Raw genomic sequence first — 26307 nt, 5'->3', positions numbered from 1 at the left:
CCCGGCCGACGGCAGCGCCAATCAGATGATCATGTGGGTCCAGTAGCTGAGCCAGAGCACGAACAGCACGCCCTGCACCACGGCGAGCGTCGCGGTCAGCCACACGTCGACACTGGCGTGGCGGGCCCAGCGGGCCAGCACCAGCGCCACCGGAAAGGCGGCGAGCAGATAGCGCAGCAGGCTCTTGTACACCGGCGGACCCATCGACAGCGGCACCAGCACCATGAGGACGCCGTACACCAGATAGGCCAGCTCGCGGCGGCGGAACCCGGCGACCAGCACGGCCAGGACGGCCACGGCGAACCACGCCCGAGCGGCGTCGCGCGGCTCCCCGGTCAACCCGTTGAGCAGCACCGGAACGGGGTTCTGCACCTCGATGCCCCATCCGGTCTGCTGGGCGTGCTGGTAGGCGAACCAGTCCCCACCCCGCCACCGGCAGTACGCCATGAAGGTGAACCATCCGGCGGGCAGCAGCAGCAACGGCCAGCCGATCCGGAGGTAGCCGAGCAGGGCGCGTGGGCCGAGCCGCCAGCCGTGCTGCCGGAGCAGCACCAGGGCCAGCGGCAGCGCCACGAGCAGGCCGACGGAGCGGCTCATGGCCAGGAAGTAGCCGATCACGCCGACCAGGAGCCACTGGCGCCGCTCGGCGTAGTAGAAGGCGGCCAACGCGAGGCAGACGAAGAGCGACTCGGTCAGCGCGGCCTGGAACAGGAACGCGGTCGGCAGCAGCACCAGGTACCGGGTGAATCGGCAGGCCGTTTCCGCGTCACCGAGCAGCAGCTCCGCCAGCCGGTAGCCGTACCAGAGCGCCAGCAGGAACGCGACGTTACTGATCACCAGCAGGGCCAGCGCGTTGTCGCCGCCGAGCACCGCGCCGAGGGGCCGGGCCAGGAACGGGTACAGCAGCGGGAATCCGAAGTCTCGCCACGGCCCGGTCAGCGGCAGCTCACTCAGCCGCAGGTAGAGCAGCGAATCCCAGGCGAACCAGAAGGAGATCCACCGGTGCCCGGAGATCTCCCGCTGTTGCGCCCACATCAACGCCTCGTCGGCCGGCGGCGCACCGGGGATGTCGTCCCAGGCGTGCAGGGCCAGCAGCCCGAGCAGGGTGAGCAGCAACTTCGCGCCGAGGAACAGGCCGATGACGTACGGCCAGGGCGCCGGCACCCGGCGGGCCAGGCGCGCTGCGCCGCCGCCGGCCGCGACCGCCCGGGCGGCAAGCGTCGTCGCGCCGCCGCGCCACCGGTCCATCCGCCCCGCTCCCCCGCTCCCCCCGGTCCGCCGGCCGCGCGGGGAAGTCGCTCTTCTCGTGGTACGCCGCAGCGCGCCCCGCCGAAGCGAGGACCAGCTACCACTAAGTGTGACATTCTGCCCATAGCGGGTGGACGCCGCGTCTCAATCATGGCGGTGAGCAGGGAGCGCGTCAGCATGAGCGAGCAGAACGGCACGGTGGTCATCGGTGCGGGGCCGGCCGGGCTCACCGCGGCGTACGAGCTGCTCCGGCACGGCCGGTCGGTTCAGGTGTTCGAGGCCGACGAGGTGGTCGGCGGGATCAGTCGGACCGTGGAACGCGACGGGTGGCGGTTCGACATCGGCGGGCACCGGTTCTTCACCAAGGTGCCCCGGGTGGAGGCGTTCTGGCACGAGATCCTGCCGGACGAGGACTTCCTGACCCGGCCCCGGATGAGCCGCATCTTCTACCGGGGCGCCCTGTTCAACTACCCGCTCAGCGCCATGAACGCGCTGCGCAACCTGGGTCTGCCGGAGGCCGTCCGCTGCCTCGGCTCGTACGCCCGCGCCCGGCTGCGGCCGCCACGGGACCAGTCACACTTCGAGGGCTGGGTGTCGGCCCGGTTCGGCTGGCGGCTGTACTCGATCTTCTTCAAGACGTACACCGAGAAGGTCTGGGGCATGCCGGCGGACCGGTTGCAGGCCGACTGGGCGGCGCAGCGGATCAAGAACCTGTCGCTGGCCACGGCGATCCGCAACGCGCTGCTGCCCCGCCGCCGACGCACCGACGTGACCAGCCTGATCGAGGAGTTCCAGTACCCGAAGTACGGACCCGGGATGATGTGGGAGCGCTGCGCCGAGCAGGTTCGCGAGCGGGGCGGGCAACTGTCCACCGGCAGTTGGGTCACCGCCGTGCACCGCGACCCGGCCCGTCGGCGGGCGATCAGCGTGACGGTCAACGGCGCGGGCGGGCAGCGTACCGAGGCTGCCGACCACGTGATCTCGTCCATGCCGATCTCGGAGCTGGTGACCGCGCTCCATCCGCCGGCGCCGCCGGAGGTGCTGGCCTGCGCGGCCGACCTGCGCTACCGCGACTTCCTGACTGTCGCCCTGGTCGTGCCGGCGGAGTTCTCGTTTCCGGACAACTGGATCTACGTGCACGACCCGGGGGTACGGGTGGGCCGGATCCAGAACTTCGGCTCCTGGTCGCCGTACCTCGTCAAGGACGGCCGCACCTGCCTGGGCCTGGAGTACTTCGTGTTCGAGGACGACGAGATGTGGCGTACCCCGGATGCCGACCTCGTGGCCCTCGCCACCGCGGAGCTGGAGCGGTTGGGGTTGGTGCGACCCGGCGTGGTGGAAGCCGGCTACGTCGTGCGCATGCCCAAGGCCTACCCGGTGTACGACGAGCGCTACCAGCACAACGTGGACGTGATCCGGGCCTGGCTGACCGAGGCGGTGCCGAACGTACACCCGGTGGGCCGCAACGGCATGCACCGCTACAACAACCAGGACCACTCGATGCTGACCGCGATGCTCACCGCCGAGAACATCGCCACCGGCAGTACGCACGACGTCTGGTCGGTCAACGTGGAGCAGGACTACCACGAGGAATCCTCCGGCGGCGACAGCCGGCGGGGCACCGGCCGGGACGCTCCGGTGGTGCCCAGCCGGATCGTCGCGGCCCCGATCACCGTGCCGGAGGGGTCGGACGACCGAGCCCCTGTCGCGGCTCCCCCGTCTCACGCGTGAAGCCGAGCACGCTCTCGCGGCACGAGTCGACGGACGGACCATCGGCACCCTGCGGGCAGGTGCTCAACGCGGCAGGTGCGTGCAGTGGGCCACTGTGGCGTCGTCCGGGCTGTACGCATCCGCGCCACCGGTGGTCTGCGCCTCGGCCTGCCGGACGCGGGCGATGACGCCGGCCGGCCCGCTGGCCCGAAGCAGGTCCAGCACGCCCGGCCAGTCGGTCCGACCGTACGGGTCGACGATGCGGCTGGCACCGTTGCTGAGCAACGCGACACCGTTCACGTCGCCGAGGGACCGGCTGCCGGTCACCGCTTCCCACGCCGCGCGCGGGTCGTCCTTGGCGATCCAGTAGCCGCCCGGCTGGTTCCGGCGGGCACGCAGCGCGGTGGCGCAGGAGGCCCGCACCCGGTCGTACTCTGGCGTTTCCTGAGCGATGCCGGCCAGCGGCGCCGAGCATTCCCGCCGGGCAGTCATCTCCCGCTCATCGGTGATCACCAGCGGGCCCCCGCCGACCTGGTCGACAACGAGGAAGGAGTCCGCGAGCAGGAGCCAGTCCAACCGGTCCTGGTGGGCGCGGACCATCGCGACGGTGGCCTGCGGGCTGCTGGGGTCCGCGATGTCGCAGGTGTCGCGGTGCTCGGCCGCGATCTCGCCGATGGCGGTGGCGAGGATCGCGGCGAGCTCTCGTCCGTCGCCGGGCGACAGGTGGCCGAGCAGCGCGCCGCCGAGGCGGTGCGCGTACCAGGCGACGCCGTGGGAGCAGAGCGATTCGGCTCCCGGAATGCCGGCACCGTCGAGCAGGACGACAGCGCCGGGAACCGCACCGACGAAGTCCTCGTTCGACCGATCGGCCCTCCCGGAACTCGTCGCCAGGCTGACGTGCACTCGTGGGCTCCTGTCTGGACTCGTGTCGCCGTCGTGTGGGTACCGCTGGCGAGCCGCTGGCCGCAGCGCGCCGGATCACGTTGGGCGTTGGCGGGTCATGCCGTCCAGGATGGTGGTCAGGTTGTGATTGAAGGTCTCCTCGGCGTTGAGGTGGGCGCCGTCGATGACGAGCCGGGCCACGGTGGGGTACCTGCCGGTCTTCAACATGCGCGTGAGGTAGGGGCCGAGGCTGGCCTGGAAGGCAGCTTCATCGGTGCCGGTGGAACGTGCGGTGCGTCGTTCGGTGACCTCTCTGCGGACCGACCCGATGATGAAGGCGTTGAGGGCGCCCACGGCTCGCTGGAGATCGTCGATGTCACGCACGCCGGGTGCCGCACTGAGCGCCGCGGCGGTCGCCTCGCCCACGGCGAGCGCGTGTGGTCCCAGGTGCGGCCGTCCGCCGAGCACGTCGGAGAACCACTCATGGTCAAGGGCGGCATCGCGGGTCGCGTGGGCGATGGCCAGCACCGTGTCGCGCCACCCGGAGCGCTGGCCCACCTCGGCGATCCGGGCATAGACGACGTCGACCATGAGATCGAGTAGCTCCGACTTGTTGATCACGTAGTCGTAGAGCCGCATCGGACCGACACCGAGCTCTTTGGCGATCTTGCGCAATGACAGCCCGTCGAGGCCGTGCGCGTCGGCAAGCCTGATCGCCGTAGCGGCGATCTTCTCGCGACTCAACGGCACCGGCACCGCGCGCGGCTGAGGTTCGGGCCGCTCCCAAACGGGCACCGGCCCGCTACCGTACGGTGTATCCACCAATACAGTGTACGGTAGCGCCGTGAGTACGCGAATTGCGATCGCCGGCGGTGGACTCGGCGGGTTGACGCTGGCTCGGATCCTGCACCGCCACGGCATCGACGCCGTGGTGTACGACCGGGAGGCAAGCCGATCCGCGCGACCCCAGGGCGGTGCCCTCGATCTGCACCCGGAGTCCGGGCAACTGGCCCTGGCCGAGGCGGGTCTCGCCGGCCGGTTCCGATCGAAGGCGCGGCCCGACGGCGAGGAACACCGCATCCTCGACCCCACCGGACGCACCCTGGTGCACCACGAGCCGCAACCTGGCTCATTCTCCGGACGTCCCGAGATCGACCGGAGCGCACTGCGTGATCTCCTACTCGACTCTCTCCCCGGAGACACGGTTGCCTGGCGGCACCGGCTTGTCGCGGCGACCCCCCGCCCCGACGAGGGTTGGGAACTGACGTTCCACGACGGCCAGCGAACCAGCTGCGACATCCTCATCGGCGCGGACGGCGCGCGCTCGGTCGTCCGGTCACTGCTGACCGACGTCGACCTGTCCTACGTGGCAACGCTCGTGGAGCTGAACGTCGAGGACGTCGACCAACGTCATCCCGATCTCGCCGAACTGGTCGGCCCCGGCAACCTGTGGTGTGTCGGGGTGAACCAGATCCTGGCCGCCCAACGTCTCGGTGACGGCAGCCTCCGGGTCGGGATCTCGCTGCGCGCCGAGGACCGGCCCCTGGATTCGTACCGTAGTAAGCGCGCCCTGCTGGACCTGTTCGCTGGCTGGAACCCCCGCCTCACCGCGCTCATCGAGGCCGCCGGGAGCCCGCCGACGCCACGCCTGATCGAGGCGATGCCCATCGGTACGCGCTGGACCAGCCGGCCGGACGTCACCCTCGTCGGCGACGCCGCGCACCTCATGCCACCGGTCGGCGAGGGCGCGAACCAGGCCATGCTCGACGCCGCGGAACTCGCCAGCCAGCTCGCCGCCAACCCCGCCGACCCGAATTCGGCGATTCGGACGTACGAAGAATCGATGTTCAGCAGGATTCACCCGATCGCCGAGATGTCCGCCCGAGTCCAGGCGATGATGCTGTCCCCTACCGCGGCGGAGGACATCGTTCGCTTCTTCACCCGACCGGCGGAACCCGCACGCGCCGAATGACAGGCGATAGTTCTTCATGACGACGGATGTAGGGCCACGTCCGCGTAAGGCGTGACCACGCGCCCGGTGCTGCTCGGGCACCTCGGCACGACCGGTCAGGGCTTGCGGGCCACGGCGCCGTAGATGGAGGCGTCGGCCAGGGGCGGACGCTGCTCCGGTGGCACCTGCGGCCGCCACTCGGTGACCGGGACGATGCCCGGTTCGGCCAGCTCAAGGCCGGTGAAGAAGCGGGCGAACTCGGCGCGGTCGCGGGGTACGGCGTCCTGCTTCATCCGGCCGGCGGCGAACTCGGCCTCCATCCGCCTGACGACCTCGCCGGGGATGTGGTCGGTGGTGAAGTGGGTCAGCGCCAGCCAGCTGCCCGACGGCAGTGCGTCGAGCAGGCGGGCTACCTGCTCGTGCGGGCGGTCGTCGTCGGTGAGGAAGTGCGTCACGGCGATGAGCACCAGGGCTACCGGTCGGGACAGGTCCACTGTGGCGTGCAGCTGCGGGTCGGCGAGGATCTTCTCCGGGTCGCGGAGGTCGGCGTCCAGGTAGGCGGTGGCGCCGGCCGGATCGCTGGTCAGCAGCGCCCGGGCGTGGACCAGCACCATCGGGTCGTTGTCGACGTAGACCACCCGGGAGTCGGGGGCGACGGACTGGGCCACCTCGTGGGTGTTGTCGGCGCTCGGGATGCCGGTGCCGATGTCGAGGAACTGCCGGACGCCGACCTCCTCGGCGAGGAACCGGACCGCCCGGCCGAGGAAGGCCCGGTTTTCCCGGGCGAGCGTGCGTACCCCTGGGTAGACGGCCGCGATCTGGTCGCCAGACTGCCGGTCGACGGCGAAGTTGTCCTTGCCACCGAGCCAGTAGTTGTAGCGGCGAGCCGGATGCACGGTCGTGGTGTCGATCCGGTCGGCACCCCGGCCCTCGGGCAATTCCGACGTGGACGGCACCGTCACGAGACCTCCCCAGGTCGACGGGACACGGTGCATCCGTAGAGTCACCGCACGTATCCGGAGGACATCGTAAGCCGTACCCATGGGCCTGTGGGGCCCGCCGACGCGCGGACGCCACCGGGGCGGGAAACCGCTTACCAGCGGGCTATTGACGGTCGTCACTGGCTGTCAGTACCGTGATGCGGGCAGCGAGAAAGCGCTTTCCGACCCCTCACCGTCCGACAGGGAGCGCCCCCATGCCCCGACACCTCCGTGCGTTCTGCCTGATCCTGCTCGCCATCGCCGCCGTGGTGAGCACCACCACCGCCCTGCCCGCCGAGGCCGCCCCGCGCTTCCGTGTGTTGGTCTTCTCCAAGATCACCAACTTCTACCACGACTCGATTCCGGCCGGCATCGCCGCGATCCAGCAGCTCGGCGTCGCCCACAACTTCGAGGTCGTCGCCACCACCGACGCGGCGGCCTTCACCGACGCCAACCTCGCCACCTTCGACGCTCTCGTGTTCAACAACACCAACAGCCTCCCGACCTCGGGTGACCTGCTCAACGCCAGCCAGCGGGCCGCGTTGCAGACGTTCATCCGCAACGGCGGCGGCTGGGCCGGCCTGCACGCCGCCTCGGCCAGCGAACGCGACTGGCCCTGGTACGAGGGCCTGGTCGGCACGATCTTCGACTACCACCCCGACTTCTCGTCCACCGGCGGCACCTTCCCCGGCCGGGTCAAGGTGCTCGACCGCGCGCACCCCTCCACGCGCAACCTGCCGGAGCTCTGGGAGCAGAGCGAGGAGTGGTACAACTGGCGGACCAACCCGACCGGCAACGTGCACACCCTGGCCCAGATCAAGGTGCGTGACGGGATCAACGGCCTGGACGAGGGCGTCGACCACGCGTACTCCTGGTGTCAGCGCTACGACGGCGGCCGGTCCTGGTTCACCGCCGGCGGGCACGCCAGTTCCCAGTTCAGCACCCCGACCTTCCTGGAACACCTGCGCTACGGCATCGAGTGGGCGGCCGGCGCGGTCGCCGGTGACTGCTCGGCCACCAGGACCAGCAACTTCGAACGGGTGGGGCTGGTCACCGAGAACCTGGCCGACCCCTTCGAGCTGGCCGTCGGCCCGGACCGGAAGGTCTACTACATCCAGCGCACCGGTGCGCTGAAGGTGGTCAACTCCGACACCCTCCAGGTCACCACGCTGCTGGACTTCGCGTACACCTCGGCGATGACCGACCAGTCCGACGGGCTGCTCGGGATGACCCTGGACCGCAACTTCGCCAGCAACGGCTGGATCTACCTGCTCTGGTCGGACAAGACTCTGAAACAGCTCAACCTGTCCCGGTTCACTGTCGCCAACAACAGCGTCGCGCTCTCCTCGGAGAAACGCCTGCTGACCGTCCCCACCTATCGGGGCGAGGGCCGGGCCAACTCGCACATGGGCGGGTCGCTGGCCATGGACGCGGCCGGGCGGCTCTACGCGGCGATCGGTGACAACACCGACCCGTTCGCCTCCAGCGGCTACACCCCTGTCGACGAACGTGCCGGCCGCGCCGCCTGGGACGCCCAGGGCACCGCCGGCAACACCAACGACCTGCGCGGCAAGATCCTACGGATCACCCCACAATCCGACGGTACGTACACAGTGCCCAGCGGCAACCTCTTCCCGGCCGGCACCGCCAGGACCCGGCCGGAGATCTACGCGATGGGCATGCGCAACCCGTTCCGGATCACCATCGAACCCCAGACCAACGCGGTGCTGGTGGCCGACTACGGTCCGGACGCCCGCGCCGCCGACCCCAACCGTGGTCCGGAGGGGACTGTCGAGTTCAACCGGATCGCCAGCGCCGGCAACTTCGGATGGCCGTACTGCGTGGGCAACAACATCCCGTTCAACGACTACAACTTCGCCACCAACACCTCGGGGGCGAAGTTCAACTGCGCCGCACCGGTGAACAACTCACCCAACAACACCGGCCTGACCACCCTGCCGGCGGCGAAGTCCGCGCTGGTCTGGTACGCGTACTCCGCCTCCACCCAGTTCCCCGAGCTGGGCACCGGCGGTGGCGGGCCGATGAGCGGCCCGGTCTACGACTACGACCCGGCCAACACCCGCACCACGAAGTTCCCCGAGTACTTCGAGGGCAAGTGGATCACCTATGAGCTGACCCGCAGGTGGTTCAAGACGCTGTCGATCCACAAGACGGCGCAGACCTTCAGCAACGCTCGCTTCGGCCCGACCGCCGTGGGTGACCTCCAGTCGATCAACGGGATCTTCGGCAACATGAGCTGGATCCAGCCCTTCGAGGCGGAGTTCGGCCCGGACGGTTCGCTCTACGTCATCGACTTCGGCGAGGGCACCGGCAGCGGTCGGGGCGGCAGCAACGCCGGCGCGGGCATCTACCGGATCGACTACGTCGCCAACGGGCGGCCACCGACCGCGAAGATGGCCGCCACCCCGGACAGCGGACGTACGCCGCTCGCGGTGACGTTCTCCTCGGCCGGTTCGTCCGCCGGCGACGGGTCGGCGCTCAGCTACGCCTGGGACTTCACCAACGACGGCAGCACCGACTCCACCACCGCCAACCCGAGCTTCACCTACTCGACGGCCGGGAAGCACACCGCCCGGCTGACCGTGCGCAACAGCGGCAACGGGTTGACCGCCACTGCGGTCACCGACGTGGTGGTCGGCAACACCCGACCGACGGTGACCATCACCGTGCCCGACGGCGGGTTCTTCGACTTCGGTGACAAGATCCCGTACACGGTGACGGTCACCGACCCGGAGGAGTCCACCATCGACTGCGCCAAGGTCACCGTGCAGACCCAACTCGGCCACGACTCGCACGCCCACCCGCTGGACGTCTACACCGGTTGCTCCGGGCTACTCGCCACCGAGGCGGACGCCGGTGACGGCCACGGGCCGGGGCAGAACCTCTACACCCTGATCACCGCGCAGTACACCGACGGTGGCGCGGCCGGCGGCGTACCGGCGTTGACCGGCTCGACCCGCGTGCAGTTGCAGCCCAAGAGCAAGGAGGCCGAGCACTTCAGCGCCCAGTCCGGCGTCACGGTCAACGACCGGGCCACTGCCCGCGCCGGTAAGCGGCTCGGCGAGGTCGACCACAACGACTGGGTGGCGTTCGGGCCGGCGGACCTGCGCAACGTCGGCTCGGTGACGCTCGGGGTGACCAACGGCGGGCTCGGCGGCACCATCGAACTGCGCACCGGCTCGCCCACCGGCACGCTGGTCGGTACGGCCACCATCGGCTCCACCGGCGGGTGGGACAACCTGGTCTCCCCCACTGTCACGCTGACCAACAAGCCCACCGGTACGACCACCCTGTACGCGAAGTTCGTCAACGCCGCCCAGGTCAACGGCACCCCGGACCTGCTCGCCCTGGACTGGCTGCGGTTCAACGGCGCCGGGGTCAAACAGGAGCCGGGTGGGACGCTGTCCCTGGCCGCCAGCCCAACCGGCGGCGCCGCGCCGCTGACCACCACGCTGACCGCCACGGCAACGGCGCCGTCCGGGCAGAGCATCACCGACTACGCGTGGGACTTCGGCGACAACAGCGCCGTCACGCACGGGGCGACGCTACGGTCGACGACCCACAGCTACCCCCGCAAGGGGACCTTCACCGCCCGGGTGACGGTCACCTACACCAGCGGGGAGACCCGCTCGCTCAACCTGACCATCACCGTCACCTGACCGTCGTGCGATGGCGGGCGGGGGTCCACCCCGCCCGCCGGCGCTACCAAGCCGATCGCCCAGATCCCGGAGTTTCTCGGCGCCGTCATCAGTCGCCGAGGAGCGCGTCACCTCGCCGCGTCCGCGCGTAGAAGACCAGCCGCCCAGCTCGCTGCCGAGTGACCAGACCGGCGGTCACGAGCCGCGATAGGTGGGCCGAGACCCCACTCGGCGTCAGCCCGGTGCGACGGGCCAGGGTCGTCGTCGTCGACGGAGTCGTCAGCTCCGCCAGCAGAGTTGCGCGAGCCTGGCCGATCACGAGGGCCAGATCGGCCGTGGGCGCGTCGCTGTGCCACATCGAGCCCACACCCCGAGCGGGGTATCGCAGCACCGGAGCCCACGGCTCAGACGCCTTGACGAAGACGTTCGGCCATGCGAAGAGCGACGGCACGAGCACAAGACCACGACCGCCGAGTGCGTAGGCCAGGTCCAGATTGGGCCGGTCCACCGACAGGACATCGGCCGACCAGGAGATCGCGGGGTCAAGTTCGGGGAACATTCGGTGCGGGCCGTCGTCCGCGAGCCGCCGCGCCCGAAACATCACGTCACCCTCCAGGATCCCACGGATCCGTCCCCAGTACGGTCCCAGCGTGAGCGTCCAGTAGGCCCGCATCTGGGCCACGATCACGGGCAGGGTCCGGCGCGGCGCGCGGCGCAGGTCGGTCAGCGAGGCTGGCAGCCGGTCGCCGTACACCGTCTCCAGTTCCTGGCGCACGATCGCCGCCGGCGTCTGCCGCACCGCCGCGAACTCGGCCTCGGGCTCGGCGACGGGCGAGTGCGGGGCCGGCGCGAGGAAGCCTGGCAGCTTGTGATCGGGCGCGATCACAAGGTCGCGCAGCTCACGCAGGTCGGGTGCGGCGAGCACCGCGGCCCGGTGCCGGGTCACCCAGGGCAGGTGTACGGCGTGCGCGCCCGGATCGCGCAGGACGCGCAGGCTCGCGACGAGCTCCCAGGCGGGAGAGATCGCGAACCTGATGCTGGCGAGATCGCCCAGGGACATCGACAGTCGCAGCATCAGGTTTGCCTCACGAGGATTCACCGTAGCCTGAATCGTTGACGCGCAAGGGTGGCCCCCGCCGAAGGTTCGGGCATGTCGATCCGACCGATCCGTGGCGATCGCCACGAGACCGCCCGTGCCTTGTCCCGCGACTTCACTCGCTACCTCATCGCCGCTGTCGCCGCGAAAGGCGGTTTCACCATAGCCAGGGTGGCTGTTCCACTCGTCGCCATCACGACGCTCGGCGCTGGTCCTGCCGAGGCGGGTTCGCTGGCTGCGGCGGGCACCGCTCCGTTCCTCCTACTTGGACTGCCGGCCGGTGCGTGGCTGGATCGGGTCGCTCGTCGCCCAGTCATGATCGCGATGGATCTGATCCGGTTCGCGCTGATCGGCTCGGTGCCGCTCAGCGCTGCGCTATCCGTCCTGACCATCACCCAGCTCTGGGTGGTGGTGTTCCTCAACGGCGTCGCGACGGTCTTCTTCGACATCGCGATGCAGAGCCACCTGCCGGACCTTGTCGGGGATGGCGACGGCGGACGCCTGGTCGCGGCGAACGGACGGCTCGGCATCGTGGACCAGATGGCGTTGATCGGCGGCCCGGCGTTGGCCGGCTGGCTGATCGGTCTGTCGACAGCGGCGACGGTCCTGGTGGCGACGGCACTCGGCTACCTGTGGTCGGCGCTGTGGATCCGCCGCATCGAACGGCCGGAGCCACGCCCCGCAGTGCTACGACGCCCGCTCGCAACCGAGGTGCGGGAAGGCCTGTCATTCGTCCGGCGCAACCGCACCCTCCGGGCTATCACCGTGGCGGGCGCGCTGGTGAACTTTGCCACCGCCGGCACCATCGCGATGCTGCCGCTTGTCCTGGTGCAGGAACTACACTGGTCGGACGGCCGACTGGGCCTCTTCCTCACCGTCGGCGGAGTCGGCGGCCTGCTCGGGGCGCTCTGCGCGGAGCGGTTGTCGAAGGGCCTCGGGGCCGGCCGCTCGGTCATGGCGATCGGGGTCGCCGTCGCGCCGGCCTCGCTCGCCTTGCCACTCATCGGCCGGCCGATTCCGGGGCTGATCGCCGCACTTGCATGGGCGATGGTGATCTTCAAGGTCGGTTTCGACAGCGTGGTGTTGATGTCGTTCCGCCAGCACGTCACGCCGCCAGGACTTCTGGGACGCGTCAACGGGACGCTGCGCGTGGTGTTCAGCGGTGCGCTCACGTTCGGCGCGGCGACGGCGGCACTCGTTGGCGGTCACGCCGGTCCGCGCGCCGCCATGTGGGTCGCCTCTGCCGCGCTCGCGCTGGTCTGGGTGCCGATCCTGTGCTCACCGATAAGCCGGCAGGTCAACGGGGCGGTGTGCGGCTTCGACGATCAGGGATGGAAAGGCAACGGCGACAGTTCCGCCGAGCCAGCACCAACGCACTCGTAGCGGCAGATGCGTGCGCAGGGCGTCGGGCGCGAATCAGGGTCAGGCTGTGCCCTCGATGGAGGTGCTTTCTTGCGGACGGAGTGCGGTCAAGAGGCTGTCGAGTTGACCCCAAGCTCGCGCGCTGGCGATGGGGTCGATGTAATCTCGGGACTCGACGATCAGCCCATTGCGGACACGCATCACGAAGACGCAGGGCACCGTGAATTCCTCACCTGTCTCGGCTACCCGCCCCTGATAGGCGAACTCGGCGACAATCACCTCCGGGTCCGCAGTCTCATGAATCGTCACGTCGACTGGCTTACGGAGCAGCGTCCGGGCGACCGGAGGCGGCGCGGTGAAGTGCTCGTGCAGTTCGTCGCGGCTACGCAGCGCCGGCGGGTTGAGCGGGTGGAACGGATGTGTGACATCGGTCTGTTCGGCGTACAGGTCGGCCAAGTCCTCGTACGGACCGTCGCAGACACCGTTCACCAGTCGGAGGAACGTTTCGCGCGGGCTGCTCATGCCGGGTTTCCTTCGATATCGGTAGATGTCACCCGAGCCACGCCGAGGACTACCTCCGGGGTGGCCGGTACCCCGTCGACGGCACCCTACTGGCCTCAACCTTGATGTGACTGCCCCGAAGCGCTTTCGTCTTCCGTACCCCAGTGCATCGTCATCGACAGAGGCGCGTGTCATACCCTCGTGTGAGGCTTCGGGTATGGCGACTTTCGTTCTGATCCACGGGGGCGGGGGCAGCGCCTGGGACTGGCACCTTCTTGTCCCCGAGCTGACCAGCCGCGGCCACGACGTGATCGTGCCGGAACTGCCGATCGAGGACAGATCCGCAGGGTTCACCGAGTTCTGCCAGACGGTCGTCGACGCGATTGGCGACCGGAGCGACCTCGTGGTCGTCGGGCACTCGTACGGTGCGTTCACCGCGCCGCTCATCGCCGACAAGCTGCCGGTGCGGCTGCTCGTCCTGCTCACACCGATGGTCCCCAAGCCCGGTGAGAGACCCGGCGACTGGTGGGCCAACACCGGTTACCGCAGCGCCGAGGGGCTCAGCGAGGAGCAGCAGTTCTACAACGGTGTCCCGGCCGAGGTCGTCGCGGAGGCAGCGGCACACACCCGGGACCAGGTCAGTGCGGAAGGGGACGAGCCGTGGCCCCTGGACGCCTGGCCGGACGTGCCGACGAGGGTGCTCCTCGCCCGCGAGGACCGGTTCTTCCCGGCGGACTTCCAGCGCCGGGTCGCCGCCGACCGGCTCGACGTCGTCCCGGACGAGATCGACGGCGGCCACGCGGTGGCGCTCAGCCACCCGAAGCAACTCGCCGACCACCTCGCCGCGTACCCGCTGCCCTGAAGGCGGGACCACGGCCGTCACGACCCGAACCTCCGGGCTGTTGATTCAGGCGAGATGCGAGGCTGAGCAGATGACCCACCCGCTCGCGCGCCGCGTCTACGACACCTGCCACCTCACCGGACGATTCCGTCTGCGGTCCGGGCAGGTCAGCGAGGAGTACTTCGACAAGTACCTGTTCGAAGGGCGGCCGGATCTGTTGCGCGAGGTCGCCGAATCGATGGTGGCCATTCTGCCGGAGTGCGATGTGCTGGCGGGGATGGAGATGGGCGGCATCCCGCTGGCCACGGTGATGTCACAGCTGACGGGGCTGCCCACAGTCTTCGTGCGCAAGCACGCCAAGGAGTACGGCACCAACAAGGTCGCCGAGGGCGGTCCGGTGGATGGCCAGCGTGTCGTGCTGATCGAGGACGTCGTGACCACGGGAGGCGCACTACTGGCATCGTGCGCGCAGCTACGGTCCATCGGCGCGCAGGTGGAGACAGTGGTCTGCGCCATCGACCGCGAGCAGGGTGGTCGTGAAAATCTCGCGGTCGAGTCGTTACAGCTCCACGCCGCCCTCACCCGCCGCGACCTGGAAGCGTCCCTGATGGCGTGACAGCTCCGGTGCCCCTGACGCCGACCGGCGAGGCCCGACGTTGGCCGGTTGGTCAGGCCGGCGGATCATCTCGAAAAAGGTGCTCCTTCACACCTCGTCCGCCCCAGCGGGTCGCGACGAGTTCGGGACGAGGGCGAATCGGTTCGGGCACCCAGCCGTGTTGCCTGGTGTCGGGCGCAGAGCTGTCCCAGTCGGCAATCAGGGCGAAAGGATCCGTGGCGCGGTCCGACTCATCGTCACTCGCCACCCGGTCAACCATCGCTGGATAGAAGCGCGTCTCCTGGGCCACCCTGCAGTCGTCCGTCCGAGAGGCGACCAGGGCACCACAGCCTTCGCAGGCCACACAGGGGTTCCACCCCACCATTGACCAGCAGCCTGTGCGAACAAGCTCATGGACGAAGCGTGTTCCGCGGACGTCGCCGGGTGAGAGAACGAAGGTGCCGGTGACCTGGTCACGGCCATAGGCGGCCTCATCGACGGCGTAGGTGCCGGGGTCGAGGAGCGGCGGGTTCACGTGATGGCAGTCCAGGAGCGACCAGTGCGGCTCCGCCGGCAACTCCACCAACCGGACCGGAACGCTCAGCGTGTTGCCACAGCTCGCACACCGAAAGCCCTCCACCGCGACAGTGTGACATTCGGTCCGGGCGAAGACATCCGAGAACAAGGGGCAGACGTTCCGGCGGTTCCGGGTGTGGGGCGGTGCACGTCGCACCGCCCCACGCTCGATTGAACGGTTACTGCCAGGAACTCTGTTCGGTGTAGACGAGGTTGCCGGGGACCACAGTGCCGTTGGTGCTGTACTCGGTGTACGCCCAGAAGTCACCCTCGGCCAGCGGCTTGTTCGGCTTCAGCGTGAAGTTGAAGCCCTGACCGCGCTCCGAAGTGGAGGGCAGCGTGAGGGTGGCACCGGAATACCTGGCGTTACGGCCGATGATGGCGTGACTCAGATCGAAGTCGACGACCGGGCCACCGGGGTACTGCGCGAACACGTACGCGGTGTAGCGCCCCGGCTCGGGCAGGAACTTGTACGCCTGCTCGGCGCTGGTCCAGAACCTGTCACTGCTGTAGATGAGCTTGTCGCCCTTGTACAGGTAGAGGTCAAGGTTCGTGTTCGGATCGGCGGTGTTGGCCTGGACGATGATGCCGGCGGTGTTCGCCGGCACTGTGAAGTCGACCTTCTTCACTCCGGTGGCGCTCGGGTCGAACACGCCGCCGTAGACGCCGGCCGGCATCGAGTACGACGTACGCCGCATCGGGGTGTAGCCGGTGCTGCGACCGACGAGTGACCCGGTGAAGCCCGGCTGGACCAGGCCGGAGGCCCCGTTGGCCATTCGGGCGAACTCCTCCCCGTCGTCGGCGTACGGCCGGGCAGCGATGCCCCACGGACGGGCGGCGACCGGGATCCGGGCGCTGTGCGCCTTACCCTGCCAGGTGATCGACCCGGTCACGTACCGGTCCCAGGGCGCGCTGCCCCGACGCAGCGTGATGGTGACCGTCGCGGACTTGCCGGGCGCCAGGGTCACCGATGCCGGCGACACGGTGACCTTCATGCCGGGCAGACCGGACACCGACGAACGGTAGGTCTCCCGCGCCTTGCCCACGTTGGTCAGGGTGCGGGTGAGGGTCACCGGGCGGGTCCCGTCGTACTCGCGCAACGAGATGGCCGGCAGGTTGAGTGCCTTGCCGTCGGGTTCGGCCGTCTCGCTGAACTCGATCAGCTCCGCCGCCGTGGGCTCGATGACCAGTCCCGGGTCGGTGGCCCGGGGCAGATTGATGAAGCCGCTGCCCTGGTCCAGGGGGCTGCTGGTGCCGACAGTGTCGGTGGCGGTGGTGCGCAGCGCGGAGGCGACAGCGCCGGGTGACCAGTCCGGGTGCGTGGCGCGCAGGATCGCCGCCGCGCCGGCCACGTACGGCGAGGCCATCGAGGTGCCCGAGTACGCGTCGTACTGTCGCCCGAAGTTGCCCGCCGGTGAGACCGCGGCGATGATGTCCGCCCCGGGCGCGACCAGGTCCGGTTTGAAGACGCCGAGGGTCACCTTGTCCGGGCCGGTGGAGGAGAAGTCCGCCACGCTCGGTATGCCCGGGACGCTGGAGCCGTCACCGCCGGTGCGCAACGACACTGTCGCGTCGGTGGGGTGGCGCATCAGGTAGTTGAACAGCGTGCCGGCCTGCTTCTCGGTCGGCAGGTAGACCACGGGGAAGTTGAAGATGGAGTTGATCCGGTAGTTGCCGACCGGGTCGAACACCACCATCGCCGCCCCGCCCTTGGCCTTGATCTCGGCGGCGGAGCCGAACATGTCGGACAGCGCGCAGGCGACCACCTTGCCCTTGATCTTGGCGGGGTCCAGGCTGCCGGGCTCGCAGTAGACCGCGCCCAGATCCGGCGAGCCGGCCTGGTCACCAAAGACCAGCGACCGTGCGCCACCGCCGGGCAGGGCGTCCAGCGAGCCCCCGACCAGCTTCGTGCCGTCGCCCAGCTTGGCGGTGGCCTCGTCGAGCTTCGTCACCGCCGCACCGACCGTGGTCACCCAGGGTGCGGCGTTGCTGATCGCTCCACTCACGATGCCGGTGTTGCCGGCCGACGCCGCCACGAAGACCCCGGCCAGCGAGGCGTTGAGGAACGCCACACCGATGGGGGTGTTGGCCTCCCAGTCGCCGAGGTCGGAACCGATCGAGAAGTTCAGCACCTGTACACCGTCGGCGACGGCCGCGTCGATGCCGGCGATGATGTCGGCGTCGAAGCCCATGCCGCCCCAGAGCACCTTGTAAACGGCGATCTGGGCGTCCGGTGCCACCCCGGAGACAGGACCGAAGCGGCGACCGTCGATGGTGACGTTCGACAGGGGCAGACCGGCCGCCGTGGAGGCGGTGTGCGTACCGTGGCCGGCCATGTCGCGCGGGGACAGCACCTCACCCTCGGGCACGGAGCCGCCGCCGGCGAGCCAGGTGTCGGCGAAGTAGCGGGCACCGACGATCTTGCCGTTGCAGTGCTCGGCCACGAAGGCGACGCCGGTCTGGCAGGTGCCGCGCCAGGTCGCGGGGGCGGGCATCTTCTTGGCGAACGACGCGCTCTCCGGCCAGATACCGGTGTCCAGGACGCCGATCACCATGCCCGCGCCCGTGCCGGGGCCGGGCTTGGTTGGCCGGCCGGAGCGGTCCGTCGGCGCCGACTGGTCCGCGCCACCGGAAGTGGCGGGCGTCGGGTTGGCGGCGGTCGCCATGGTCGCGGTGGGCGGCGCCGAGGGGGTGCCGAGGGCCCGCGAGGCGGTCACGGCGCGGACGCGCTTGTCCGCCCGCAACGTGTTCACCTGCTGGGCGCTCAGCTTCGCCGAGAACCCGTTGAAGGCGGCGGTGTAGACGGCGTTGACAGTGACCCCGGCTGCGGCGGCGACGGCGCCCCGCTGCGTGTCGAGGTGCCGGCGGTACGCCTGCGACGGCGTCGACGTCACGTCCAGCCGGTTACCCGCCGCCGGGCGGGTCCGCGCCAGGCCGGACACCCCACCGGTGTACGTGGTCAACGGGTCCTCGGCCAACTCGACGACGTACATGCCGGAGCCGGTCTCGTCGACGGCTGCCTTCGGCGTGGCCGCACGGTGGCCGCCGGGTCGGCGGTCGGCCCCGTCGGTCAGGGTGACCTTCCGGTCGGACCCGGCGGTGAAGTAACCGGTGCCACTGCCGTTACCCGACGGCCCAGCGGGTGCCGCCGACGCCGTTCCCGCTACACCGGTGGTACCGGTGATCAGGGCGACGACCAGCGTAGGTATCGCCAGTCTTCGCAGCCTGTTTTCGCTCGTGCCTGTAGCCACGAGGCTCCTTTCGGTTGCTCCCTTGTGGAGCTTTTCAACGATCGCGATCCGCCTATGGGAGCGCTCCCCCACCTAAGCCGCCGACGGTTAATCGATGGTTTGCACGGTGTTACGGATCGCCGGTGCGTATAAGATCACGTTCTGCTGGCTGCGCCTAGATCACTTTTTCCACACCACGCAAGAGCAGGGCGTACACCCCGGCCAGGGCCAGCCCAAGCAGCGGCGCGACGTCGCCCCGCCGAGGCGGGATCGAGCGACTTCCATGCCTCGTTACCTGACGGCCGCTCAGGCGTGGTCAGGGTGACCTCGAACCGAACCACTGCCCTGGTCGGACAGACCCGCCGGCACGGGCACCTCGAGGTGCACCAGGAGGGCGGCCACCTCGCTGTCGAGTTCCAGGCTCACCTCGTGGATCGCGTCCACGTTCGGCCCATCCCCGTCCCATCGAATCCCCTCCTCACCTACCGGGCTATTTACCGGAACCTGGCAGCAGTGGTCCGAAATGCGAGCTTAGTATCGAAACGCTGCTGATCCGACCGGCGATGGGGTGACGTGTGTGAACGGCGCGGAAGCACTGCTGCGGACGCTTGTCGACGGCGGGGTCGAGGTGCTCTTCACGAACCCCGGCACCACCGAGCTGCACCTGGTCGGAGCGCTCGAGGCGGTTCCCGAACTGCACGGCGTACTCGCTCTCTTCGAGGGCGTGGTCAGCGGCGCGGCCGACGGTTACGCCCGGATCGCGGGCAAGCCCGCCGCGACGCTGCTGCATCTCGGGCCCGGACTCGCGTACGGCCTGACGAACCTGCACAACAGCCGCCGCGCCAACTCGCCGGTGGTGAACATCGTCGGGGACCACGCGACGTTCCACACCGCGTTCGACCCACCGTTGAACTCCGACATCGCCGCCCTCGCCGGATGGCTGCGCGGCCCCGTCCGCCGACCCGAGGACGCAGCCGGCGCGGGGCCCGACGCCGCAACCGCACTCGCCGCCGCCCTGGAGCCGCCCGGACAGATCGCCACCGTGATCATGCCGGCGGACGTGTCCTGGTCCGACGGAGGTGCGGCCGGCGCACCCGTGCTGCCCCGGCCGGCACCGACCGTCGACCAGCAGACGATCACGCAGGTCGCCGAGGCTCTTCGCAGCGGCGAGACGACCGCACTGGTGATCGGCGGAACGACTCTGCGGGAGGCGGGCCTGCTGGCAGCGGGCCGCATCGCCGCGGCGACCGGTGCACGGGTCTTCCAGGAGCTCTACTCCAACCGGGTCGAACGAGGAGCGGGCCTACCCGCGTTCGCCCGGCTCGGCTTCTATCCCGATCAGGTGCTCGACCAACTGCACGGAGCGCGGCACGTCATCGTCGCGGGCACCAAGGCACCGGTCTCGTTCTTCGCCTACTCCGACCAGCCGAGTCTCCTCGTGCCCGAAGGCGCCCGGACGCACGTCCTGGCCGAGGTCGGCCAGGACGCCGTCGCCGCGCTGGTCCAGCTCGCCGACCTGGTGGCACCAGACGCGGCGGCCCAGGTCACCGACCCGCACCGACCGGCACTACCCACGGGCGCACTGACTCCGCAGAACTGGGCCGACGTGATCGCGGCGCTGCTACCCGAGCGGGCCATCATCGTCGACGAGTCCGTGAGTTCCGGCACCACCCTCGCCTCCGCCACCGCCGGCGCTCCCCGACACGACGTGCTGATGCAGACCGGTGGCGCCATGGGCGACGGCCTGCCCCTGGCCGTCGGTGCCGCCGTCGCCGCACCCGACCGACCGGTGGTGGCGCTGGTGGCCGACGGCTGCGTCATGTACACCGCCACCGCGCTCTGGACCCAGGTACGCGAGCGGTTGAACATCACCAACGTGATCCTCAACAACCACGGGTACGCGATCCTGCGCCAGGAGTGGGGTTACTTCAGCAAGCAACCGGGCTCGGTCAACCCCGACGCCAATCCGCTGTTCGACCTGACCAACCCTCAGATCGACTTCGTTGGGCTGGCGAACGCGTTCGGGATGCCCGCCACCCGCGCCACCACCGCCGAGCAACTCGCTGAGCAGTTCTCCGCGGCGCTGAACCAGCCAGGGCCGCACCTCATCGACGCCACCCTCCCGGCCGTCGCCTAGGTCCCGTTTCCCACCGCTGCCGAGCGTCGGTCAGTTGCGGGGCCAGACCTGGACCGGCACCCGGGGAAAGGCCGTGGTCAGGAAGTCTTCCGTGCGGCGGTCGCGCAGGAGGCAGTCGGGGCAGGCGTCGAGCACCTCGGGCAGGGCGCGGTGACCGAGGGCCAGCTGGAGTGGCTCGGCCGGGCCGAACCACGCACTGTCGCTCTCCGGTGTCATGCCATGTCTCCCGTGGGTTCAGATGCGAGTTCTCTCCACAATGGTTGCACAGTCGAACCATCTGGTTGTACGGTCGAACCATGCGGTCTGGCGAGCTCGACGCGGCGCAGGAGGCACTGATGCGGTTCGTCCGCAACTTCGGCCTCCATCAGCCCGACCGGACTCCGTGCGGGCAGCCGCTGCCGGTGTCCGAGGCGCACGCCATGGTGGAGATCGCCCGGGAGGGGCAGATCCGGCAGGTGGAGTTGGCTCGCCGGCTGCGTCTGGAAAAGAGCAGCGTCAGCCGCCTGGTCACCAACCTGGTCAACCGGGGCTGGGTGCACAGGGAGACAGCCGAGGGTGACGGTCGCGGCGTCCTGCTTCTGTTGACTGCCGCGGGCACCACGGCCGCCGGCCGACAGGCCGACGCCCGTCGGGCCCGACTCACCGCCCTGCTCGATCGCGTTCCCGACGACCAGCGCACGGCAGTGGTGCGTGCGCTCCAGACCCTCGCGGAGGCCACCGGTGAACCGTTCTGACCACCCTCGTCCCCATCGGGCTCTGCTCCTGGCGGCCGTCGCTGTCGCCGCGCTCAACGGCGGCTGCGCCGGCAACTCGGCACCGTCGACACCGACAACGACCACTTCAGATCGACAGGCCGACGTCGCCGAGCGAGGCGCTTCGGTCATGCCCTTCGACCTGGAGCGCACCACACACCGCTTCACCAGGACCGACACCGGCGGCGTGCAGACCGTGGTCGCCGACGACCCGCGGGACAGCAGCCAGATCACCCTCGTCCAACAGCACCTGAGCGCCGAGGTCGAGCGGTTCCGGCGCGGTGACTTCAGCGACCCGGCCCGCATCCACGGCACCGAGATGCCCGGCCTGGCAACGCTTCGGGCACACGGCGGTCGGATCACCATCAGGTACGAAGCCATTCCCGACGGCGCACGCGCCACCTACACCACCGACGACGCGGGGCTCCGCGACGCACTGCACCACTGGTTCGACGCCCAGGTCAGCGACCACGGCCCGCACGCCACCCGCTAGGCGCTGCCAACCGACTGGTCCGCGCCTCCTCGGCGACGCCAGAGCAGCGTGCACGCCGCGGCCAGGGTCAGCCCGAGCAGCGGGGCGACACCCACCCCGGCGAGGGTGCAGGCCACCGCGAGCAGCGCCGGCGGCATCCAGCACCAGGCGGGCACGGTACGCGGGACACGACCGCGCCGACGGGCGGCCGCTTCCACGGCCATCGGCACCACCAGCACCGGCAACGCGGCGGCCAGCAGGGTCAGCCAGGGCAGCACCAGCCGATCGAACCGCGCCACCGCCAGCATCCCGCCGAGCACCGCGACGAGCAGCATCGCCGCCCGCGCCGGCAGGCGGGGAGCCAGACCACGCAACGCCAGGGAACCGGAGTACGTGGTGGTCAGCGCCGCCGCGAAGACCGCCACCGCGACGAACAGATTCGCGTACGCGGCCAGCCCCGGGCCGGCGGCGAGCAGCGCGACCACGTCGGCCGAGCCGGTCCGCAGCCACAGGCCGGCCCCGGCGAGCACCCCGAGCAGCGCCGGCCCGATCAACAGCCCCACGCACCAGGCCAGATCCCGCCTTCGGGAAAGGCCCACGCTGAAGTCCGGTGCGCGCAGCGCGAACACGGCCGCGTACCCGATCAGCGCGGCGGCGTCGGCGAGCCCGCCACCGGCGAGACGGACCGGCGCACCGGGTGGTGGAAGCACCGTCAGGCACCAGCCGACCAGCACCACCGCGCTGAGTGTGGTGACCACCGCGACCCGGTTGCCGAGCCGGGCCGGCGCCCAGGAGACGGCGAGGACCGCCACCTCCAGCAGCACCGGCCCGGCCCAGCCCGGCAGGTGGGTCAGCGCGGCCAGCGAGGCCCCGCCGAGCCCCACGTTGAACCCGTTCCAACCGACCATCGACACGGCCAGCACCGCCGCCAGCAGCAGGCGCGAGGTGTCCCCCAGGTACGCGGGCAGCACCGCGGTCAACGTCCCGCCGTCGCCGAGCGGTCGGCGCAGCCCGATCCGGCCCTGCCCCCAGAGCAGAGCCGCCATCAGTACCCCGCCGACCAGCAGCCCGACCACCGGCACCGCGCCGCCGTGTCGGGCGGCCATCGCCGCGCCGAGCACCAGCGTGGCGGGTGCGGTGCCGATCCCCAGCCAGGCGCCGACCGCCGCCGGCCACCGCCGTTCGGGGACGTCAGGCAACGTGGCGCAGGTAGCCGGCGATCGCCGCGTCGAGTACCTCCGCGCCCGGACGCGCCCACACCTCGGCGGAGAAGACCTCCACCTCGATCGGCCCGACGTAGCCGGCCGCGTCCACCGCCTCGCGCAGCCGACGCAGCTCGATGCAGCCGTCACCGGGCAACGCCCGGCCGAGCAGCACCCCTTCGGGCAGCGGGGTCACCCAGTCGCAGACCTGGAACGCGGCGATCCGGGCGGCGGCCCGCGCGATCTGCGCGTACACCGTGTCGTCCCACCAGACGTGGTAGGCGTCCACAACCACGCCGACCACCGCCGGGTCGAACCGCTCGGCGATGTCCAGCGCCTGGCCGAGGGTGGCGATCACGCACCGGTCGGCGGCGAACATCGGGTGCAGCGGCTCGATGGCCAGCCGTACTCCGGCGGCCTGGGCGTGTGGGGCCAGGTCGCCGATCGCGTCGGCGACCCGACGCCGTGCGCCGTCGACGTCCCGGCTGCCGGCCGGCAGCCCACCGGAGACCAGCACCAGCTCCGGGGCGCCGAGGGCGGCGGCCTCTTCGATGGCCCGCAGGTTCTCCGCGCGCCAGTCGTCGGCGGAGAAGAACCCGCCCCGGCACAGCGACGTGACGGCGAGGCCGGCGTCGCGGACCAGTTTCGCCGAGCGGGCCAGCCCGTACTCGGCCACCGGCTCCCGCCACAGGCCGATGCCTGGTACACCGGCCGCCACGCACCCGGCCACCACCTCGGGCAGCGGCCAGCGCTGCGCGGTCGCCTGGTTGAACGAGAACCGCGCGAGGCTCACTGCTCCACCCCCGCCACCGTGAAGAAGGCCCGGGCGCGGGCGGCGGCCAGGTCGGCGTCGGGCAGCAGCCCGGCGGCGTCGGCCAGGGTGAGCAGGGTGGCCAGGTGCGCCGGAGACCGGCCGGACTGTGCGCCACCGACCATCGTGAAATGGTCCTGGTGCCCGGCCAACCAGGCCAGGAACACGATCCCCGTCTTGTAGTGCCAGGTCGGCGCCGCGAACAGGTGCCGGGCCAGCGGCACGGTGGGCCCGAAGATCTCGTCGTACGCCGTCAGGTCCCCCCGGTCGAGGGCGGCCAGCGCGGCGGCGGCGGCGGGCGCGATGGCCGCGAACACCCCGAGCAGCGCGTCGGAGTGACCCACCTCGTCGCCGCGGATCAGCTCCGGGTAGTGGAAGTCGTCACCGGTGTAGAGGCGTACCCCGGCCGGCAGGCGGCGGCGCAACGCGACCTCCCGGTCGGCGTCCAACAGCGACACCTTGATGCCGTCCACACCGGACTGGTGCGCCTTGATCAGCTCGATCACCGTGTCGGCGGCCAGGTCCAGGTCGGCCGCACCCCAGTAGCCGGTCAACGCCGGGTCGAACATCGGACCCAACCAGTGCAGCACCACCGGTTCGTCGGCGGCGCTCAGCAGCTCGTCGTACACCCGCAGGTAGTCCTCCGGGCCACGGGCCGCGGCGGCCAGGTGCCGGCTGCACATCAGCACCGGTCGGGCGCCGGCGGCGCGGACGTCGTCGAGCTGCTCGGCGTACGCGGCGGTGACCGCCGCCAGGGTGGCCGGACCGACCGGCAGCTGGTCGGTGCCGACCCCGGCGACGATCCGCCCGCCGACCGCGCGGGCCTCGGCGGCGCTGCGCCGGATCAGCTCCCGGGTGGCCGGATAGTCCAGCCCCATCCCCCGCTGGGCGGTGTCCATCGCCTCGGCGACGCCCAGCCCGTACGACCAGAGATGGCGCCGGAAGGCGAGGGTGGTGTCCCAGTCCACCGCGGCCGGGGCACCCGGCACGTTCTCCGCGCCCGGATCGGCGACCACGTGCGCGGCGGCGTACGCGATCCGGCTGGTCGCCGGCGCGTCCGGTTGGGCGAAGCCGCCACCCCCGGCCAGCCGGTGCCGTCGCCCGCCCGGCAACACCACCTCGGCGGTCATGAGCGCAGCTCCGGCACCTCGATGCGACCGCCCTCGCGGGCCGAACGCAGCCCCAGCTCGGCGAGCTGCACGCCGCGCGCGCCGGCCAGGAAGTCCCACCGGAACGGCTCACCGGCCACCACGTGCCGCAGGTACGCCTCCCACTGCACCTTGAAGCCGTTGTCGAACTCCTCGTTGTCGGGCACCTCGGCCCACTGGGAGCGGAAGTCCTCGGTGGCCGGCAGGTCCGGGTTCCACACCGGCTTCGGGGTGACCGCCCGGTGCTGCACCCGGCAGTTGCGCAGGCCGGCGATCGCGCTGCCCTCGGTGCCGTCGACCTGGAACTCCACCAGCTCGTCGCGGTACACCCGCACGGCCCAGGAGGAGTTGATCTGCGCGATCACCCCGCCGTCGAGTTCGAAGGTGGCGTACGCGGCGTCGTCGGCGGTGGCCGCGTACGGGTGACCGGCCTCGTCGACCCGTTCGGGCACGTGGGTGGCGGTCACGCAGGAGACGGCCGTGACCCGGCCGAACAGCTCCTCCAGCACGTAGTGCCAGTGCGGGAACATGTCGACCACGATGCCGCCGCCGTCCTCGGCCCGGTAGTTCCACGACGGCCGCTGAGCGGGCTGCCAGTCGCCCTCGAAGACCCAGTACCCGAACTCGCCGCGCACTGAGAGGATCCGGCCGAAGAAGCCGCCGTCGATGAGGCGCTTGAGCTTGCGCAGACCGGGCAGGAAGAGCTTGTCCTGCACGACACCGGTGCGGACGCCGGCCGCGTCCGCCGCCCGGGCCAGGTCGAGGGCCGCCGCGGTGTCCTCGGCCAGGGGCTTCTCCGTGTAGATGTGCTTGCCGGCCTCGATGGCCTGCCGGATCGCCTTCTCCCGTTGCTGGGTGACCTGCGCGTCGAAGTAGATCTCGACGTCGTCGCGGGCCAGCGCCGAGGTCAGGTCGGTGGTCCAGTCGGTCAGCCCGTGCCGCTCGGCGAGTTCCCGGAGCTTCGTCTCGTTGCGCCCGACCAGGACCGGTTCCGGCCAGATGGTGGTGCCGTCGGCCAACGCCACACCACCGGATTCGCGGATGGCCAGCAGCGACCGGACGAGGTGCTGCCGGTAGCCCATCCGTCCGGTCACGCCGTTGACGATGATGCCGATCGACCTGCGGGTCATGGTGTTCCTTCCATCGTGCTGGTC

Annotated in this window: 23 protein-coding genes; 9 read left to right on the top strand and 14 right to left on the bottom strand. The window is 70.4% G+C overall.

Features of this window, described 5'->3' with window-relative positions; translation table 11 throughout:
• Positions 1-21: 21 nt before the first annotated feature.
• Positions 22-1248 (bottom strand): hypothetical protein, encoded by a 1227-nt coding sequence (locus ABTW72_RS25275; RefSeq protein WP_350862423.1) that lies wholly within the window; start codon positions 1246-1248, stop codon positions 22-24.
• A 177-nt stretch (positions 1249-1425) separates the two neighbouring features.
• On the opposite strand from ABTW72_RS25275, the gene ABTW72_RS25270 reads away from it, so the two are divergent.
• The gene (locus tag ABTW72_RS25270; RefSeq protein ID WP_350862421.1) at positions 1426-2979 is read left to right on the top strand and encodes an NAD(P)/FAD-dependent oxidoreductase; all 1554 of its coding nucleotides are present in this window, start codon (positions 1426-1428) and stop codon (positions 2977-2979) included.
• Positions 2980-3042: 63 nt separating this feature from the next.
• Here ABTW72_RS25270 and ABTW72_RS25265 read toward each other — a convergent pair whose 3' ends face one another.
• Complete coding sequence (locus tag ABTW72_RS25265) at positions 3043-3861, bottom strand: hypothetical protein (RefSeq protein WP_350862419.1); 819 nt, start codon at positions 3859-3861, stop codon at positions 3043-3045.
• A 75-nt stretch (positions 3862-3936) separates the two neighbouring features.
• Entirely contained in the window at positions 3937-4596 is a 660-nt protein-coding gene (locus tag ABTW72_RS25260) for a TetR/AcrR family transcriptional regulator (RefSeq protein WP_350862417.1), read from the bottom strand.
• Positions 4597-4684: 88 nt separating this feature from the next.
• Between ABTW72_RS25260 and ABTW72_RS25255 the strand changes: the two genes are divergently transcribed.
• Positions 4685-5812: an FAD-dependent oxidoreductase gene (locus tag ABTW72_RS25255; RefSeq protein WP_350862415.1), complete on the top strand. Its 1128-nt coding sequence runs from the start codon at positions 4685-4687 to the stop codon at positions 5810-5812.
• A gap of 95 nt (positions 5813-5907) precedes the next feature.
• Here the strand turns inward: ABTW72_RS25255 and ABTW72_RS25250 are convergent, their stop codons facing one another.
• Positions 5908-6753: an SAM-dependent methyltransferase gene (locus tag ABTW72_RS25250; protein WP_350862413.1), complete on the bottom strand. Its 846-nt coding sequence runs from the start codon at positions 6751-6753 to the stop codon at positions 5908-5910.
• Positions 6754-6986: 233 nt separating this feature from the next.
• Between ABTW72_RS25250 and ABTW72_RS25245 the strand changes: the two genes are divergently transcribed.
• Positions 6987-10451 (top strand): ThuA domain-containing protein, encoded by a 3465-nt coding sequence (locus tag ABTW72_RS25245; RefSeq protein ID WP_350862411.1) that lies wholly within the window; start codon positions 6987-6989, stop codon positions 10449-10451.
• 88 nt (positions 10452-10539) lie between these two features.
• Here the strand turns inward: ABTW72_RS25245 and ABTW72_RS25240 are convergent, their stop codons facing one another.
• Entirely contained in the window at positions 10540-11613 is a 1074-nt protein-coding gene (locus tag ABTW72_RS25240) for a DUF5937 family protein (RefSeq protein ID WP_350862409.1), read from the bottom strand.
• Here ABTW72_RS25240 and ABTW72_RS25235 point away from each other — a divergent pair.
• Positions 11581-12909: an MFS transporter gene (locus ABTW72_RS25235; RefSeq protein ID WP_350862407.1), complete on the top strand. Its 1329-nt coding sequence runs from the start codon at positions 11581-11583 to the stop codon at positions 12907-12909. The genes ABTW72_RS25240 and ABTW72_RS25235 overlap by 33 nt on opposite strands.
• A gap of 39 nt (positions 12910-12948) precedes the next feature.
• Here ABTW72_RS25235 and ABTW72_RS25230 read toward each other — a convergent pair whose 3' ends face one another.
• Positions 12949-13410 (bottom strand): nuclear transport factor 2 family protein, encoded by a 462-nt coding sequence (locus ABTW72_RS25230; protein WP_350862405.1) that lies wholly within the window; start codon positions 13408-13410, stop codon positions 12949-12951.
• Between the two features lie 196 nt (positions 13411-13606).
• Between ABTW72_RS25230 and ABTW72_RS25225 the strand changes: the two genes are divergently transcribed.
• A complete protein-coding gene (locus ABTW72_RS25225) occupies positions 13607-14251 on the top strand; it encodes an alpha/beta fold hydrolase (protein ID WP_350862403.1) in 645 nt (214 codons plus the stop codon).
• Positions 14252-14321: 70 nt separating this feature from the next.
• Positions 14322-14846 (top strand): orotate phosphoribosyltransferase, encoded by a 525-nt coding sequence (gene pyrE / locus ABTW72_RS25220; RefSeq protein ID WP_350862401.1) that lies wholly within the window; start codon positions 14322-14324, stop codon positions 14844-14846.
• 52 nt (positions 14847-14898) lie between these two features.
• Here pyrE and ABTW72_RS25215 read toward each other — a convergent pair whose 3' ends face one another.
• The 3 genes from ABTW72_RS25215 to ABTW72_RS25205 form a co-directional block, all read right to left on the bottom strand.
• Positions 14899-15408: a hypothetical protein gene (locus tag ABTW72_RS25215; protein WP_350862399.1), complete on the bottom strand. Its 510-nt coding sequence runs from the start codon at positions 15406-15408 to the stop codon at positions 14899-14901.
• Positions 15409-15580: 172 nt separating this feature from the next.
• Positions 15581-18652 (bottom strand): S8 family serine peptidase, encoded by a 3072-nt coding sequence (locus tag ABTW72_RS25210; protein WP_350862397.1) that lies wholly within the window; start codon positions 18650-18652, stop codon positions 15581-15583.
• Positions 18653-18937: 285 nt separating this feature from the next.
• Positions 18938-19075, bottom strand: a complete 138-nt coding sequence (locus ABTW72_RS25205) for a hypothetical protein (RefSeq protein WP_350862395.1) — start codon at positions 19073-19075, stop codon at positions 18938-18940.
• Between the two features lie 133 nt (positions 19076-19208).
• Here ABTW72_RS25205 and ABTW72_RS25200 point away from each other — a divergent pair, with 133 nt between their 5' ends.
• Positions 19209-20768 carry an acetolactate synthase large subunit gene (locus ABTW72_RS25200; RefSeq protein WP_350862393.1) on the top strand — a complete coding sequence of 520 codons (1560 nt, stop codon included), beginning with the start codon at positions 19209-19211 and terminating at the stop codon, positions 20766-20768.
• A gap of 30 nt (positions 20769-20798) precedes the next feature.
• Here ABTW72_RS25200 and ABTW72_RS25195 read toward each other — a convergent pair whose 3' ends face one another.
• A complete protein-coding gene (locus ABTW72_RS25195; protein WP_502892244.1) occupies positions 20799-20984 on the bottom strand; it encodes a hypothetical protein in 186 nt (61 codons plus the stop codon).
• 80 nt (positions 20985-21064) lie between these two features.
• On the opposite strand from ABTW72_RS25195, the gene ABTW72_RS25190 reads away from it, so the two are divergent.
• Both ABTW72_RS25190 and ABTW72_RS25185 read left to right on the top strand, forming a co-directional pair.
• Entirely contained in the window at positions 21065-21502 is a 438-nt protein-coding gene (locus ABTW72_RS25190) for a MarR family winged helix-turn-helix transcriptional regulator (RefSeq protein WP_350862391.1), read from the top strand.
• Positions 21489-22013 (top strand): hypothetical protein, encoded by a 525-nt coding sequence (locus ABTW72_RS25185; RefSeq protein WP_350862389.1) that lies wholly within the window; start codon positions 21489-21491, stop codon positions 22011-22013. Before ABTW72_RS25190 ends, ABTW72_RS25185 begins: the two co-directional genes overlap by 14 nt.
• On the opposite strand, the gene ABTW72_RS25180 is transcribed toward ABTW72_RS25185, so the two are convergent.
• From ABTW72_RS25180 to ABTW72_RS25165, 4 genes are read right to left on the bottom strand one after another with little or no spacing between them, the layout of a single operon-like run.
• The gene (locus ABTW72_RS25180) at positions 22010-23191 is read right to left on the bottom strand and encodes a purine-cytosine permease family protein (protein ID WP_350862387.1); all 1182 of its coding nucleotides are present in this window, start codon (positions 23189-23191) and stop codon (positions 22010-22012) included. The genes ABTW72_RS25185 and ABTW72_RS25180 overlap by 4 nt on opposite strands.
• Positions 23184-23987: a sugar phosphate isomerase/epimerase family protein gene (locus ABTW72_RS25175; protein ID WP_350862385.1), complete on the bottom strand. Its 804-nt coding sequence runs from the start codon at positions 23985-23987 to the stop codon at positions 23184-23186. Before ABTW72_RS25175 ends, ABTW72_RS25180 begins: the two co-directional genes overlap by 8 nt.
• A complete protein-coding gene (locus ABTW72_RS25170; RefSeq protein ID WP_350862384.1) occupies positions 23984-25135 on the bottom strand; it encodes a dihydrodipicolinate synthase family protein in 1152 nt (383 codons plus the stop codon). The genes ABTW72_RS25175 and ABTW72_RS25170 overlap by 4 nt, the downstream gene beginning before the upstream one ends.
• A complete protein-coding gene (locus tag ABTW72_RS25165; protein WP_350862382.1) occupies positions 25132-26283 on the bottom strand; it encodes a Gfo/Idh/MocA family protein in 1152 nt (383 codons plus the stop codon). Before ABTW72_RS25165 ends, ABTW72_RS25170 begins: the two co-directional genes overlap by 4 nt.
• Positions 26284-26307 lie beyond the last annotated feature (24 nt).

The organism is Micromonospora sp. NPDC127501 (assembly GCF_040302185.1).
In the GTDB taxonomy this organism is placed as follows: domain Bacteria; phylum Actinomycetota; class Actinomycetes; order Mycobacteriales; family Micromonosporaceae; genus Micromonospora.
Note: the sequence above shows the minus strand (reverse complement) of the source record. Positions and strands in the feature narration are given on the sequence as shown.